Origin of the sequence: Scandinavium sp., assembly GCF_051650185.1 — a bacterium.
Taxonomy (GTDB): Bacteria; Pseudomonadota; Gammaproteobacteria; order Enterobacterales; family Enterobacteriaceae; genus Scandinavium.
In genome coordinates, this window is sequence record NZ_JBOFIN010000102.1 from 1 (window position 1) to 13,940 (window position 13,940).

The 13,940-nt window shown below is 53.1% G+C and carries 16 protein-coding genes; 8 read left to right on the forward strand and 8 right to left on the reverse strand.

Annotated elements, in window-relative coordinates; translation table 11 throughout:
* Window positions 1-262 precede the first annotated feature (262 nt).
* Window positions 263-829, reverse strand: a complete 567-nt coding sequence (gene gmhB, locus ACRCWW_RS13265; protein WP_438682831.1) for a D-glycero-beta-D-manno-heptose 1,7-bisphosphate 7-phosphatase — start codon at window positions 827-829, stop codon at window positions 263-265.
* Window positions 830-1,019: 190 nt separating this feature from the next.
* Here gmhB and metN point away from each other — a divergent pair, with 190 nt between their 5' ends.
* The 6 genes from metN to proS all read left to right on the forward strand — a co-directional run bounded on the left by metN (window position 1,020) and on the right by proS (window position 6,604).
* Entirely contained in the window at window positions 1,020-2,051 is a 1,032-nt protein-coding gene (gene metN / locus ACRCWW_RS13270) for a methionine ABC transporter ATP-binding protein MetN (protein ID WP_438682832.1), read from the forward strand.
* Window positions 2,044-2,697 (forward strand): methionine ABC transporter permease MetI, encoded by a 654-nt coding sequence (locus tag ACRCWW_RS13275; protein WP_330984882.1) that lies wholly within the window; start codon window positions 2,044-2,046, stop codon window positions 2,695-2,697. The genes metN and ACRCWW_RS13275 overlap by 8 nt, the downstream gene beginning before the upstream one ends.
* A gap of 42 nt (window positions 2,698-2,739) precedes the next feature.
* Complete coding sequence (gene metQ / locus ACRCWW_RS13280) at window positions 2,740-3,555, forward strand: methionine ABC transporter substrate-binding lipoprotein MetQ (RefSeq protein ID WP_438682833.1); 816 nt, start codon at window positions 2,740-2,742, stop codon at window positions 3,553-3,555.
* A 109-nt stretch (window positions 3,556-3,664) separates the two neighbouring features.
* Window positions 3,665-4,069: an Rcs stress response system protein RcsF gene (gene rcsF, locus ACRCWW_RS13285; protein WP_404659730.1), complete on the forward strand. Its 405-nt coding sequence runs from the start codon at window positions 3,665-3,667 to the stop codon at window positions 4,067-4,069.
* A complete protein-coding gene (tsaA, locus tag ACRCWW_RS13290) occupies window positions 4,066-4,773 on the forward strand; it encodes a tRNA (N6-threonylcarbamoyladenosine(37)-N6)-methyltransferase TrmO (protein WP_438682834.1) in 708 nt (235 codons plus the stop codon). The genes rcsF and tsaA overlap by 4 nt, the downstream gene beginning before the upstream one ends.
* 112 nt (window positions 4,774-4,885) lie before the next feature.
* Entirely contained in the window at window positions 4,886-6,604 is a 1,719-nt protein-coding gene (gene proS / locus ACRCWW_RS13295; RefSeq protein WP_438682835.1) for a proline--tRNA ligase, read from the forward strand.
* 53 nt (window positions 6,605-6,657) lie between these two features.
* Here proS and nlpE read toward each other — a convergent pair whose 3' ends face one another.
* The 3 genes from nlpE to ACRCWW_RS13310 are packed head-to-tail and all read right to left on the reverse strand — an operon-like array spanning window position 6,658 to window position 8,352.
* Complete coding sequence (gene nlpE / locus ACRCWW_RS13300; protein WP_438682836.1) at window positions 6,658-7,356, reverse strand: envelope stress response activation lipoprotein NlpE; 699 nt, start codon at window positions 7,354-7,356, stop codon at window positions 6,658-6,660.
* 31 nt (window positions 7,357-7,387) lie between these two features.
* The gene (arfB, locus tag ACRCWW_RS13305) at window positions 7,388-7,810 is read right to left on the reverse strand and encodes an alternative ribosome rescue aminoacyl-tRNA hydrolase ArfB (protein ID WP_438682837.1); all 423 of its coding nucleotides are present in this window, start codon (window positions 7,808-7,810) and stop codon (window positions 7,388-7,390) included.
* Window positions 7,807-8,352 carry a YaeQ family protein gene (locus ACRCWW_RS13310; protein ID WP_438682838.1) on the reverse strand — a complete coding sequence of 182 codons (546 nt, stop codon included), beginning with the start codon at window positions 8,350-8,352 and terminating at the stop codon, window positions 7,807-7,809. Before ACRCWW_RS13310 ends, arfB begins: the two co-directional genes overlap by 4 nt.
* A 195-nt stretch (window positions 8,353-8,547) precedes the next feature.
* On the opposite strand from ACRCWW_RS13310, the gene ACRCWW_RS13315 reads away from it, so the two are divergent.
* On the forward strand, window positions 8,548-8,748 hold the full coding sequence (locus ACRCWW_RS13315) for a YaeP family protein (protein ID WP_438682839.1): 201 nt from the start codon (window positions 8,548-8,550) through the stop codon (window positions 8,746-8,748).
* Window positions 8,735-8,995: a Rho-binding antiterminator gene (rof, locus tag ACRCWW_RS13320; RefSeq protein WP_438682840.1), complete on the forward strand. Its 261-nt coding sequence runs from the start codon at window positions 8,735-8,737 to the stop codon at window positions 8,993-8,995. Before ACRCWW_RS13315 ends, rof begins: the two co-directional genes overlap by 14 nt.
* 15 nt (window positions 8,996-9,010) lie before the next feature.
* Here rof and tilS read toward each other — a convergent pair whose 3' ends face one another.
* From tilS to accA, 4 genes are all read right to left on the reverse strand, one after another.
* Window positions 9,011-10,303 (reverse strand): tRNA lysidine(34) synthetase TilS, encoded by a 1,293-nt coding sequence (gene tilS, locus ACRCWW_RS13325; RefSeq protein ID WP_438682841.1) that lies wholly within the window; start codon window positions 10,301-10,303, stop codon window positions 9,011-9,013.
* 1 nt (window position 10,304) lies between these two features.
* Window positions 10,305-10,694, reverse strand: a complete 390-nt coding sequence (locus ACRCWW_RS13330) for a VOC family protein (RefSeq protein WP_438682842.1) — start codon at window positions 10,692-10,694, stop codon at window positions 10,305-10,307.
* A 61-nt stretch (window positions 10,695-10,755) separates the two neighbouring features.
* Complete coding sequence (locus tag ACRCWW_RS13335; protein ID WP_438682843.1) at window positions 10,756-12,894, reverse strand: lysine decarboxylase LdcC; 2,139 nt, start codon at window positions 12,892-12,894, stop codon at window positions 10,756-10,758.
* A gap of 102 nt (window positions 12,895-12,996) precedes the next feature.
* Window positions 12,997-13,940, reverse strand: a 944-nt coding sequence (accA, locus tag ACRCWW_RS13340) for an acetyl-CoA carboxylase carboxyl transferase subunit alpha (protein ID WP_438682844.1), incomplete at its 5' end; no start/stop codon positions are given.

Sequence of the window (13,940 nt, forward strand, 5' to 3'; positions counted from 1 at the left end):
GCCCACACAGATTGTCTGATAAATTGTTAAAGAGCAGTTGCGACGCGCTTTAGCGCTCTGTCGCGAGGTGGCGTATATTACGCTTTCCTCTTTCAGAGTCAACCCTGAATTTCAGGATTTTTTCTCTTCAACCGAACCGACTGTTTGTGTGAAGTGATTCACATCTGCCGTGTCGATGGAGGCGCATTATAGGGGGCTGCCGAGGAATGACAAGCGGAAAAATGCATTTTTATTTCAACCGCTCATCTTTTCGCCTCAACGCTTATTTATTCTGCTTTTTGATGGCTGCTGGCAGGGCTGACAGGCTATCAATCACCCAATCTGCTGCTTTTTCGGCTTCTTCCGTTACTGGCTTGCCGGTACGTACCAGCACTTTAGTACCAACACCCGCTGCGGCTGCTGCCTGCATATCTTCAACTTTATCGCCAACTATAAAGGAAGCGGCCATATCTATATGTAAGAAGTCACGAGCAGAGATAAGCATTCCCGGATGCGGTTTACGGCAGTCACAAACCTGGCGGAACTCTTCCACTGTTCCTTGTGGGTGGTGAGGGCAGTAATAGATGCCGTCGAGATCCACACCACGGTCGGCCAGCGACCAGTCCATCCATTCCGTCAATGTTTCAAACTGCGCTTCAGTAAACTTGCCTCGGGCAATGCCGGACTGGTTGGTCACCACCACCAGCGCATAGCCCATCGCTTTCAGTTCGCGCATGGCGTCAATCACGCCATCAATAAATTCAAATTCGTCAATTTCGTGCACATAACCGTGATCGACATTAATGGTGCCATCACGGTCGAGGAAAATAGCGGGAACGGTTTTAGCCACCGGTTTACTCCTGAATAAGGCATGTCCGTTTAGTATCTCATGTTTCCTGCGGCAAGAAAGTGCTCATTATCGTCGGCCTCTGATTGATTTAGACGTCTGGATGCCTTAACATCCATTTCATTAACGGTCATCGCACCACTGCGACAGCAGAAAATGCCACGGCAAAACTCCATACGATAATAAATAGCTAATGATAAAACTTTCGAATATCACCAAAGTGTTCCAGCAGGGTCACAGAACCATTCAGGCGTTGAATGATGTCAGCCTGCATGTTCCTGCCGGACAAATTTATGGCGTCATCGGTGCATCAGGTGCAGGTAAAAGCACGCTGATTCGTTGCGTCAATTTACTTGAGCGCCCAACCCAGGGAAGCGTTCTGGTTGACGGTCAGGACCTGACCGCCCTTTCTGAATCACAGTTAACCAAAGCCCGTCGTCAGATTGGCATGATCTTCCAGCACTTCAACCTGCTGGCTTCACGTACCGTGTTTGGCAATGTGTCTCTGCCGCTTGAGCTGGACAACACGCCAAAAGATGAGATTAAACGTCGTGTGACCGAACTCCTGGAGCTGGTTGGGCTTGCGGATAAGCACGACAGCTATCCGGCAAATCTGTCAGGCGGCCAGAAACAACGTGTGGCCATCGCCCGCGCGCTGGCAAGCAATCCCAAAGTGTTGTTGTGCGATGAAGCCACCAGCGCACTGGATCCGGCAACGACTCGTTCGATTCTGGAGTTATTGAAAGACATTAACCGTCGTCTCGGCCTGACCATTCTGCTTATCACTCATGAAATGGATGTGGTTAAACGCATCTGTGATTGTGTTGCGGTGATCAGCAACGGTCAGTTGATCGAGCAAGATACAGTGAGCGAAGTGTTCTCTCATCCGAAGACGCCGCTGGCTCAACAGTTCATTCAATCCACCTTGCATCTGGATATTCCGGAAGATTATCTGGAACGCATGAAGCCTGAACAGCAGGCCGACAGCGTACCCATGCTGCGCATGGAGTTCACGGGGCAGTCCGTTGATGCGCCACTGTTGTCTGAAACAGCGCGTCGCTTCAATGTGAACAACAACATTATTAGCGCGCAGATGGATTACGCCGGCGGCGTGAAGTTCGGCATCATGCTGACCGAAATGCACGGCACGCAACAAGATACGCAAGCGGCAATCAGCTGGTTGCAGGAACACCATGTGAAAGTAGAGGTACTGGGTTATGTCTGAGCCGATGATGTGGTTGCTGGCGCGCGGCGTCTGGGAAACATTGGCGATGACCTTCGTTTCCGGTTTCTTTGGTTTCGTTCTCGGCCTGCCGGTGGGTGTGCTTCTCTATGTTACCCGTCCGGGTCAGATTGCGGAGAATGTGAAGCTCTACCGCACGCTCTCCGCGCTGGTGAACATTTTCCGTTCCATTCCGTTCATTATTTTGCTGGTGTGGATGATTCCATTCACTCGCGTGATTGTCGGTACTTCCATTGGTCTGCAGGCGGCGATTGTGCCTCTGACTGTAGGCGCAGCACCATTTATCGCTCGTATGGTGGAAAATGCCCTGCTGGAGATCCCAACGGGCCTGATTGAAGCTTCACGCGCGATGGGTGCAACAGTGATGCAGATCGTTCGTAAAGTCCTGCTGCCTGAAGCACTTCCAGGTCTCGTTAACGCTGCGACCATCACCCTGATTACCCTTGTCGGTTACTCCGCAATGGGCGGGGCTGTCGGTGCCGGTGGTCTTGGTCAGATTGGCTATCAGTATGGCTACATCGGCTATAACGCCACGGTGATGAATACCGTGCTTGTGTTGTTAGTTGTTCTGGTTTATCTCATTCAATTCTCTGGCGATCGTATCGTCCGGGCTGTCACTCACAAGTAACGTTACACACAACATACAACTCTAAGAGTTTAAGGAAACAAAATGGCGTTCAAGTTTAAAACCTTTGCGGCAGTTGGTGCCCTGATTGGTTCTCTGGCACTGGTGGGTTGCGGTCAGGATGAAAAAGATCCAAACCACATCAAAGTCGGCGTGATCGTTGGGGCTGAACAGCAGGTTGCTGAAGTCGCTCAGAAAGTCGCGAAAGAGAAATATGATCTGGACGTTGAACTGGTAACCTTCAACGACTACGTCCTGCCGAACGAAGCGCTGAGCAAAGGCGATATCGATGCTAACGCCTTCCAGCACAAACCTTATCTGGATCAGCAGATTAAAGATCGTGGCTACAAGCTGGTTCCAGTCGGTAACACCTTCGTTTACCCAATCGCGGGCTACTCCAAGAAAATCAAATCTCTGGACGAACTGCAGCCGGGTTCTCAGGTTGCCGTACCTAACGATCCAACTAACCTCGGCCGTTCCCTGCTGCTGCTGCAGAAAGTGGGCCTGATCAAACTGAAAGATGGCGTTGGCCTGCTGCCAACCGTTCTTGATGTGACCGAGAACCCGAAAAACCTGAAAATTGTTGAGCTGGAAGCGCCACAGCTGCCACGTTCTCTGGATGACGCGCAGATTGCTCTGGCCGTTATCAACACCACTTACGCAAGCCAGATTGGCCTGACGCCAGCGAAAGACGGCATCTTTGTTGAAGACAAAGACTCCCCTTACGTTAACCTGATCGTGAGCCGTGAAGACAACAAGGACGCGGAAAACGTGAAGAAATTCGTTGAAGCTTATCAGTCAGACGAAGTCTATGAAGCCGCTAACAAGATCTTCAACGGTGGTGCGGTTAAAGGCTGGTAATCTTTTCACAAAGTAATATCATTCAGGACGGGCTTTATGCCCGTCTTGTTATTTGTGTGGTCAACTGATTCAATGGCTCCCCGGTTTAATACAGTATTGAGGAATAATTATGCGTGCTTTACCGATCTGTTTTCTGGCGCTCATTCTGAGCGGTTGCTCCATGTTTAGCAGATCCCCTGTCGAACCCGTACAAAGCACCGTAACACCTGCGAAAACTGAACCGGCTAAACCGAAAGCGACGCGTCCGGCTCCCGTAAGAATTATCACTAACGCAGAAGATTTGGTTGGCAAACCGTTCCGCGATCTCGGTGAAGTCAGCGGCGAGTCCTGCCAGGCCTCAAATCAGGATTCCCCACCAAACATCCCTACGGCACGTAAACGTCTGCAAATTAATGCAGCTAAAATGAAGGCTAATGCCGTCCTGCTGCACAGCTGTGAAGTCACCAGCGGCACGCCAGGCTGCTACCGCCAGGCCGTTTGCCTTGGCTCCGCCCTCAACGTTTCGGCGCAATGAGTGGTTTTTCCTTCGAGCAGATAGGCGTTATCCGTTCGCCGTATAAAGAGAAATTTGCCGTACCGCGCCAGCCTGGTCTGGTGCAACATGGCAACGGCGAGCTCCATCTGATCGCTCCCTACAACCAGGCCGATGCCGTACGTGGCCTGGAAGACTTCAGCCATCTTTGGGTTTTGTTTGTCTTTCATCAGACGATGGAAGGTGGCTGGCGTCCAACCGTGCGCCCTCCCCGCCTGGGAGGAAATGCCCGCATGGGCGTGTTTGCAACACGCTCCACGTTTCGCCCCAATCCCGTTGGTATGTCGCTGGTCGAATTGAAAGGCATTCGCTGCCAGAAAGATCAGGTGATATTGCAATTGGGCAGCCTGGATTTGGTCGACGGCACGCCGGTGGTGGATATCAAACCTTATTTGCCTTTCGCTGAAGCGTTACCTGATGCTCAGGCGAGCTACGCGCAACAGGCACCGGTGGCAGCGGTTGATGTCAGCTTCACTACCGAGCTTGAAATCCTTTTTCCACAACTTGAAAAGCGTTACCCGCATCTTCGGGCCTTTATTCAGGATGTGCTGGCCCAGGACCCACGTCCGGCCTATCGTAAAGGGGAAGAAACAGGGAAAACGTACGCCGTGTGGTTACATGATTTTAACGTGCGCTGGCGCGTGACGGAGAGCGGGTTCGAAGTCTTTGCCCTGGAAGCTCGCTAATTTTCTCCTCCTCTCTTTTGGCATCTCTGCCAGGCTGATAAACTAAACCACTTTTTTTGTATCAGGCAGGGCTACCTGCCTGTTCCGATCGTTCAAATGGAACCGTAATAACATGCGTACTAGTCAATACTTGCTCTCCACTCTGAAGGAGACACCTGCCGACGCCGAGGTTATCAGCCACCAGCTGATGCTGCGCGCCGGGATGATTCGCAAGCTCGCTTCCGGGTTGTACACCTGGCTACCGACCGGCCTGCGCGTCCTGAAAAAAGTCGAAAATATCGTGCGTGAAGAGATGAACAACGCCGGTGCTATCGAGGTGTCCATGCCTGTGGTTCAGCCTGCTGACCTGTGGCAGGAGAGTGGCCGCTGGGAGCAGTACGGTCCGGAGTTGCTGCGTTTTGTCGATCGCGGCGAGCGTCCATTTGTTCTCGGCCCAACGCATGAAGAAGTGATCACCGATCTCATTCGTAATGAGCTCAGCTCTTACAAACAGCTGCCGCTGAACTTCTATCAGATCCAGACGAAGTTCCGTGATGAAGTTCGTCCGCGCTTCGGTGTGATGCGTTCCCGCGAATTCATCATGAAAGATGCATACTCATTCCATACGTCTCAGGAATCCCTGCAGGAAACGTATGATGCGATGTATGCCGCATACAGCAAAATCTTCAGCCGCATGGGTCTGGATTTCCGCGCCGTTCAGGCGGATACCGGTTCCATCGGCGGTAGCGCCTCTCATGAATTCCAGGTGCTGGCGTCCAGCGGTGAAGATGATGTTATCTTCTCTGATTCCTCTGACTTCGCCGCTAACATCGAGTTTGCTGAAGCGCTCGCGCCGAAAGAGCCTCGCGCAGCTGCCACTCAGGAAATGACGCTGGTCGACACGCCGAATGCGAAAACCATCGCGGAGCTGGTTGAGCAGTTCAATCTGCCGATTGAGAAAACGGTCAAGACGCTGTTGGTGAAAGCCGTTGAAGATAGCGCTTACCCGCTGGTTGCGCTGCTGGTTCGTGGCGACCACGGGCTGAACGAAGTGAAAGCAGAGAAACTGCCACAGGTAGCCAGCCCTCTGACCTTCGCCACCGAAGCTGAAATTCGCGCGATCGTCAATGCTGGCCCTGGCTCTCTTGGCCCGGTGAATATGCCAATTCCAGTCGTGATTGACCGCACTGTCGCCGCGATGAGCGATTTCGCTGCTGGCGCAAACATTGACGGTAAACACTACTTTGGCATCAACTGGGATCGTGACGCAGCAACGCCAGAAGTGGCCGATATTCGTAACGTGGTAGCCGGCGATCCAAGCCCGGACGGTAAAGGCACTTTGCTTATCAAACGCGGTATCGAAGTGGGCCATATCTTCCAGCTTGGCACCAAATACTCTGAAGCAATGAAAGCAGCGGTGCAGGGTGAAGATGGCCGCAACCAGACGTTGACCATGGGTTGCTACGGTATAGGGGTCACTCGCGTTGTGGCTGCTGCCATTGAGCAGAACCACGACGAGCGCGGCATCCTCTGGCCTGACAACATTGCACCGTTCCAGGTAGCCATCCTGCCAATGAACATGCACAAATCCTACCGCGTGCAGGAAGTGGCAGAAAAACTGTATGCCGGGCTGCGTGCTCAGGGCATCGAAGTGCTGATGGATGACCGTAAAGAGCGTCCAGGCGTGATGTTTGCTGATATGGAGCTGATCGGTATTCCACACACCGTGGTGATTGGCGACCGTAACCTCGACAGCGACGATATCGAATACAAATATCGCCGTAACGGTGACAAGCAGCTGATTAAAACCGGGGATGTGCTCGATTTCCTGGTTAAAGCCATCAAAGGCTAAAAACAAAAGGCCTCGCAGTGCGAGGCCTTTTTTCTGCTCAGAGAGTGGGTCTGTCAGTTACCGCACTCTTTTCCTGGTATAAATTTCGCGTCTTTATCCGTCTTCAGCGTTTTCACCTGCTCGCCGGTGTCTGGATTTGGCTCAAGTGTGAAATGCCCTTCTACCGTCAATAGCACCGGTTTGGTCTCACTGCCACGCGCAGCGGCATAATCGCGTTCAAGTTGCGCATTGTTCGCCACAGCAACACGTTTACCGGTTGCACAATCGGTGAAGGTAGCCGCATCCGCCATGTAGATATACATGCCGCGCATCGCCATCGGAGTGACGGGCAAGCTCGATTTAACAGGTTCCAGCGTGTAGTTCAGCGACGAGACAATCGGATTGCCTTCTCTGTCCAGCATTTCCAGCTTGTCGCCTTTGGCACGGTAGTAAGACTTCTCACCCTGGCTGTCGGTAAGCACCAGCTTTTCTGCTGTTCTCGCCCAGGTTCCGTAAGAACCAAACGAAGAAGGCTCACGCGCCACGCCCTGATAACGTTCATTCATTACCCAAGTACCGTCTTTAGCGAGGAACAGCGACGTCTCAATACCTTCGCAGTCTGCGCAAGGCAACACACCACGCCAGCTTTGCTGCATCGGCTGCAAAGACTCTTCCGCGCCTGGCTTCAACGTTTGTTCATCGGAACGGTTATTACACCCCGGTAACGCAAAAAGAATGCCCATTGCCGCCAGGGCGACCAGTACTTTCTTCACCTTAATGTCCTTATGCTGTAAATACTTTTGCTCAGTCACCGGAGTGTTTCACTCTTCCCCGCATCGCTTTGACTGAGGATTTTTGTGTTTTTGCCGCCAGTCGTCGCTCTTTTGAAGCCCGGGTTGGCCGCGTCGCCCGGCGTTGCTTTTGCTCCGCCGTGAGCGTCTGAATGACAGAAACGAGACGGGCAATCGCCGCTTCACGGTTCATTTCCTGACTACGGTATTCCTGCGCTTTAATAATGATCACGCCATCGGCGGTCATCAAATGGTGGCTGCCGGCAAGCATACGCTCTTTATAATACTCTGGCAGGCTTGAGGCCCGGATGTCAAAACGCAGATGAATCGCCGTAGAGGCTTTATTCACATGCTGTCCACCCGCGCCCTGCGCACGAATCGCGCTGATTTCGACCTCTTCATCGGCAATAGCTACCTGCCGGGTGATAACAATCATTGCACCTGTTTCCAGCTAACAGGGGCGATTTCCAGATTATTCTGAGAGTCAGATAGCCAGAGCGTCCCCTCTTGCAGCGTTGCCTGTAAGGTCATATTACGGGCGGCGAAGGCGGTGAGCTGTGCCAGCGTTGTGTCGTCAAAATACCAGATGGTCAAATTACTGAATCCGGATAACGGGGCCTGATTTTGCTGCCACCAGATTTCTGCCGCCCGGCTGTTATAGGCAAACAAAGCAACCTGTTGTGAACGCGAACAGGCTTTCTTCACCCGGCGTTCATCCGGCAACCCCAGTTCAATCCACAGATCCACGCCCAGATGATCGTTGAGCAGCCAGACTTCCGGCTCATCATCGGCGCTCAGCCCACGGGTAAACTGTAAACGGTCATCGGCATACATGATCCATGCCAGCAGACGCAGCATTAACCGTTCTTCTGTTTCTGAAGGATGACGTGCCAGCGTCAGGTTTGCATCGAGGAACTGGTTTCGGTCGAGATCGGCAACATTCACTGCCGCTTTATAAATTGTCGCTTTCAGCGCCATGATTTCACTCCTGAAAATTGGTCGTCATTGTACCGAAATCCGCGCTGAAAGGCTGTCGCCAATTCACTGTCAGAAGGCTCATCCTGCTGATATTGCTTAAATGAGTATGGTATAGTCACCTTGCTAAACAGAGTTTATCTTCGTAGGCTTAAACTTGCATCCCACAGTTGAGTCAGAACGCTGACAGGAGGGCATGTGGAAAAATATTGTGAGTTAATACGCAAGCGGTATGCGGAAATAGCCAGTGGAGACTTAGGATACGTTCCGGATGCACTGGGTTGTGTGCTAAAAATATTGAATGAAGTGGCGGCGGATGACGCGATTTCAGAGTCGGTCAGGGAAAAAGCGGCCTATGCGGCGGCAAACTTACTGGTGAGCGATTATGTCAACGAATGAGTCTTATCAACCCATCAATTGTGATGACTATGACAATCTTGAACTCGCCTGCCAGCACCATCTCGTGTTAACGCTGGAGCTGAAAGACGGCGAAGTGCTGAAGGCGAAAGCCAGTGACTTAGTCTCACGTAAAAATGTCGAGTATCTGGTTGTCGAGATCTCAGGCGATCAGCGCGAACTGCGGCTCGACAAAATTGCGAGTTTTAGCCACCCCGAAATCGGGACCGTGGTAGTAAGCGAAGAGTAACCTTTAAGGGCAGTCTCACTGCCCTTTTCTCTGCCTCACAATCTGCAATCCTGGTTCTCCTTCCGGGCAGCTTCCTTCCAGAGTGACAAAATACCCCGCCGCCGCAATCAAGGTTTCACCATAAAACAGTAGCGGCGTGGTTTCTCGCAGCCAGGGAGCAACGCCCAGCTCCTGCCAGATTTTTTTCAGCTTACGTCCGCCATTACGCCCCACGATATGCAACGTACCGCTCGCACTATAACGTACGCTGGCACGCTCACCCGGCGCAGGCCTGCGGATCTCTTGCCCGCTAATCAGACTCAGTTCCTCATCCTCTGATAAGCGCAACGGTTGCGTGATATCAGGCCATGTCTGCGGAGCAGGAGTTGCAACGGGCACCCACCAAAGCTGTTGCTGATAACGCCGGACGGTAAACTCACCTAACCTCACCTGAGGATTCGCATCCTCACGAGCGAGTGCCACTTCACGCCACAAACGCTCAAGCATCTCACGGGATGGCATGGCGGCCTGGTGTTGAGCCAGCCAACGCCGCAACAGTGCGCCCCGGCGTACCGCGCTCATCGACAGCATCGGCTCAATCGCTAACTGCCCGTCGTTGCCGCACAGTGAATTCAATTCTTCTGCCAGCAGCTCATCAAGAAGCTGCTCCTGCTCGCCGCAAAGCTGCGCGCTCCGGGAAACCGTCTGAGAGAAATGCGGCCAGCGCTCATTCAGCAAAGGCAGCACGCGCAGCCGCAGAAAATTGCGGTCGTAGTCGTCATCCTGATTGCTTTCATCTTCAATCCAGCTCAGGTGATGCTCTCTCGCCCACCGCTCCAGCGCTTCACGGCTTTCTGCCAGCAAAGGACGGATGAGCTTTGTGTCGTAAAAAGAAGACTCAGCAGCCATCGCCGAAAGCCCTGCGGGGCCGCTGCCGCGCTTTAGCGCCAGCATCAGCGTTTCGCACTGGTCGTCAAGATGCTGAGCGGTGACCAGAACTTCGCCAGGCTGCAATGTCTGGCGAATGGCTTCATAACGCGCCTCACGGGCCTGAGCTTCAGTGCCCAGTCCTTTCTGCGCAAGCGTGACACGGACGACGTCCAGCGGAATCTGCCACTGCGCGCAAATCAACTGGCAGTGCTTAACCCAGCTATCGGCATTGGCGCTCAATCCATGATGAATATGCACCGCGCGCAGCGTCGCACCCGGCGTCTGCTCTCGCCAGTGGGTTAATTGATGCAAAAGCACCGTCGAATCAAGACCACCGCTGAAGGCGACAAGAACGTGCGAATGGGCACCCAATGCACGGGCGACAGAGTTCAGGCTCATATTATTGCTGATACAACTCCAACGGTAACCCGTCCGGATCGTTGAAAAACGTGAAGCGGCGGTCAGTGAAAGGGTCAATCCGAATCGCTTCGCACTTCACACCATGGCGTTCAAGATGTGCCACTGAGGTATCAATATCGTCAACGCTAAAGGCCAAATGACGCAGACCGCAGGATTCCGGGCGTGTCGGACGGGCCGGCGGGAACGGGAAGGAGAACAGCTCAAGGGTATAGTGCCCATTCAGGGCCAAATCGCCTTTCCACGAATCCCGCTCTTCGCGATAGAACTCGCTTTGCAGCGTAAAGCCCAGGATGTCGCAATAAAACGCCTTACTCACGGCGTAGTTACTGGCGATGATGGCAATATGGTGAATCTGTTTTAAACCCAGCATGTCTGCTCCTTAAAATGTGTCCGCAGCACGTTACCCGCGCCAGGCCAGCTGGCGCAAGTCCTCAGGCCTCTTTTAAGACTCGTACCCGGTAGACGCCGTCTTCGTCGCGCTTTGCGCCGTGAATGTCAGTCTCAAAGCCCGGATAATGGCGCCCAATAGAACAGAGCATCAGCAGGAAATCCAGCACAGCCCGACTCTCCTCGGTGATCATTTCCCCCGGCATCAGCAGCGGAACGCCTGGGGGATAAGGCAGGATCATATTGGCAGAGATCCGCCCCACCAGCCGCTCGATCTCTATGGTTTCAACGTCACCTTTGATCTGCCGTTGCCACGCCTGGTGCGGCGTCATTTTCATTTCAGGCAACACATCAAACGCCCGCAGCATGAGATGCGAAAGCTGATGCTGACGGATAAGCTTGTGGATCCCCTGAGCCAGATCCTGGATGCGCATATTACGGTAGAAGTCCGGATCTTCGGCATACAGATCGGGAAGCATATTTTTGACCCGCAGGTTGAGATCGTAAGCCCGTTTGAACTCTGTTAAACCCCGCAACAGGCCCATGGCGCGCGTTTTATCGATCCCAATGCTGAACAGGAACAGCAAATTGTACGGCCCTGTTTTTTCAACCACCACGCCACGTTCATCAAGGAATTTCGCCACCAGCGCGGCGGGGATCCCTTCTTCACTCATCGTACCCTGTTCGTCCATACCCGGCGTCAGGATGGTCACTTTTACCGGATCGAGGAACATATGGTCGGCATCAGCATCGGTAAAACCGTGCCAGTCTTCACCAGGCGCTACCGGCCAGCACTCCGCTTCATCCACCTGCTCAGGCTGCCAGATATCAAAGAACCACCCTTCCGACTCCTCGCGTAACCGCTGCACTTCTTTGCGGAAATGCAAAGCTCGTTCAACAGAGCGGTTGATAAGCCGCTTACCTGGATTGCCGCGCAGCATCGCCGCTGCCGTTTCAATCGAGGCGACTATCGGATAACTCGGTGAAGTTGAGGTATGCATCATAAAGGCTTCGTTAAACGTCTCTTCGTCGTAATCGCCTTTGATGTGAATAAGCGAAGCCTGCGACAGCGCCGCCAGCATTTTATGGGTGGATTGCGTTTCGTAGATGACTTTGCCCGGCACGCGATCGCCGCTCATCCCACTTTTGCCCTGATAAATCGGATGGAAATGCGTATACGGCACCCAGGCAGAATCGAAATGGATCGACGGTACATCCAGCGTCTCTTTAATCCAGGTGGTGTTGTAGAGCAAGCCGTCGTAGGTCGAGTTGGTGATCACCGCATGCACGGGCCATTGTGCGCCCGGGGTAGCTTTCACTTTCTGCGTAATGGTGTCCCGCGTGAATTCCCGACGCGGTATTCCACCCAAAATCCCCAGCGCATTACGCGTCGGCTTGAGCCACAACGGCACGACATCCGTCATCATCAGAAGATGGGCTAAGGATTTATGGCAGTTGCGGTCAATCAGCAGCGTACTGCCAGCCGGTGCAGCATACATTCCGACGATCTTATTCGACGTCGACGTGCCGTTGGTCACCATGTAACTCTGCTCGGCACCAAAGGTTCGGGCGATGTACTCTTCGGCTTCCAGATGTGGCCCTGTGTGATCGAGCAGTGAACCCAATTCCGTCACCGAAATAGACACGTCTGCTTTTAACGTGTTTCCACCAAAGAAGTCATAGAACAAACATCCTACCGGGCTTTTTTGATAAGCGGTTCCGGCCATATGCCCAGGTGTGCAGAAGGTGTATTTGCCCTCTTTCACATAGTTGAACAGGGCTCGGGTAAAGGGCGGCGTGATGTTATCCAGATACTCTTTGGTGTACTGCCCTATACGCGTGGCGATGTCTTCTGCCGCGCCGAGCGCGTACTCAAAGAACCACAGCGCCATGCGCATATCGTTGATGCTGACATCCAGCGTCGAATGGGTGTTGATGAAGGCATACAGCGGAAGATATTCATTCAGCTGATTGATATCGCTACACAGGTCTTCGCCGTACTCATCCCAGTCGAAGATGACCCCGCAGATCCGCGGGTTCTGCTCGACGAACTTAATGAGATCGGCGCTGTTCTGCGGCCAGATAATTTTGAATCCCTGTTGGGTCAGCGCGGCTTCCAGATCTTTAATCGGCTGATCTTTGTGGTAAACGCCGTGCGGCCCCATGATGGCGATAATATTCACGCATTCCTCCTGGAAAAAAACCTTAGCTAATCATAGCGCAGCTGAATCATAGGGATAAAAAAAGCCACACGATGTGTGGCTTTTTCAGAGCACTCTTTACGCTTACGCGTAGCCGTAGCTCATCAGACGCTGATAACGGCGATTGAGCAGGTCTTCTTTGCTCAGCACGTCGAGATCCGCGAGGTCTGCCAGCAGCTGCGCTTTCAGCGTTTGTGCCATCACTTCTGGCTTACGGTGAGCGCCACCCAGTGGTTCAGGGATAACGGTATCGATAAGCTTCAGCTCTTTCAGACGCGGGGCAATGATCCCCATCGCTTCCGCAGCCAGTGGCGCTTTGTCGGCGCTTTTCCACAGAATGGAAGCACAGCCTTCCGGAGAGATAACGGAATAGGTGCTGTACTGCAGCATATTCACTTTATCACCCACGCCAATCGCCAGTGCGCCACCGGAACCCCCTTCACCAATCACGGTGCAGATAACCGGCACTTTCAGGCGAGACATTTCACGCAGGTTGCGGGCAATCGCTTCAGACTGACCACGCTCTTCCGCGCCAACACCTGGATAGGCGCCAGGGGTGTCGATGAAGGTGATGATCGGCATGTTGAAGCGTTCAGCCATTTCCATCAGGCGCAGCGCTTTGCGATAGCCTTCAGGTGCTGGCATGCCGAAGTTACGGCGAATTTTCTCTTTGGTTTCACGGCCTTTCTGATGGCCAATCACCATCACCGGACGCCCATCCAGACGCGCAATACCGCCGACGATCGCTTTGTCGTCAGCGTAGGCGCGGTCGCCTGCCAGTTCATCAAATTCGTCAAACGCCAGACGCAGATAATCCAGGGTGTATGGGCGCTGCGGATGGCGAGCCAACTGAGCAACTTGCCATGCACCGAGATCGGCGAAGATTTTGCGCGTCAGTTCTACGCTTTTTTCACGCAGACGATGCACTTCTTCGTCGATGTTAATATCCAGTTTTTCATCCTGACGGCCAACGGACGTCAGAGAATCGATTTTCGCTTCCAGCTCTGCAATCGGCTGTTCGAAATCAA

Bases quoted from the DNA above. Each gene is read 5' to 3' on its own strand.
- tsaA (WP_438682834.1), top strand. From the start codon at position 4,066: ATGAGTGGTTTTTCCTTCGAGCAGATAGGCGTTATCCGTTCGCCGTAT.
- ACRCWW_RS13310 (WP_438682838.1), bottom strand. From the start codon at position 8,352: ATGGCGCTGAAAGCGACAATTTATAAAGCGGCAGTGAATGTTGCCGAT.
- rof (WP_438682840.1), top strand. From the start codon at position 8,735: ATGTCAACGAATGAGTCTTATCAACCCATCAATTGTGATGACTATGAC.
- metQ (WP_438682833.1), top strand. From the start codon at position 2,740: ATGGCGTTCAAGTTTAAAACCTTTGCGGCAGTTGGTGCCCTGATTGGT.
- ACRCWW_RS13275 (WP_330984882.1), top strand. From the start codon at position 2,044: ATGTCTGAGCCGATGATGTGGTTGCTGGCGCGCGGCGTCTGGGAAACA.
- proS (WP_438682835.1), top strand. From the start codon at position 4,886: ATGCGTACTAGTCAATACTTGCTCTCCACTCTGAAGGAGACACCTGCC.
- metN (WP_438682832.1), top strand. From the start codon at position 1,020: ATGATAAAACTTTCGAATATCACCAAAGTGTTCCAGCAGGGTCACAGA.
- rcsF (WP_404659730.1), top strand. From the start codon at position 3,665: ATGCGTGCTTTACCGATCTGTTTTCTGGCGCTCATTCTGAGCGGTTGC.
- ACRCWW_RS13330 (WP_438682842.1), bottom strand. From the start codon at position 10,694: ATGCTGGGTTTAAAACAGATTCACCATATTGCCATCATCGCCAGTAAC.
- arfB (WP_438682837.1), bottom strand. From the start codon at position 7,810: ATGATTGTTATCACCCGGCAGGTAGCTATTGCCGATGAAGAGGTCGAA.
- tilS (WP_438682841.1), bottom strand. From the start codon at position 10,303: ATGAGCCTGAACTCTGTCGCCCGTGCATTGGGTGCCCATTCGCACGTT.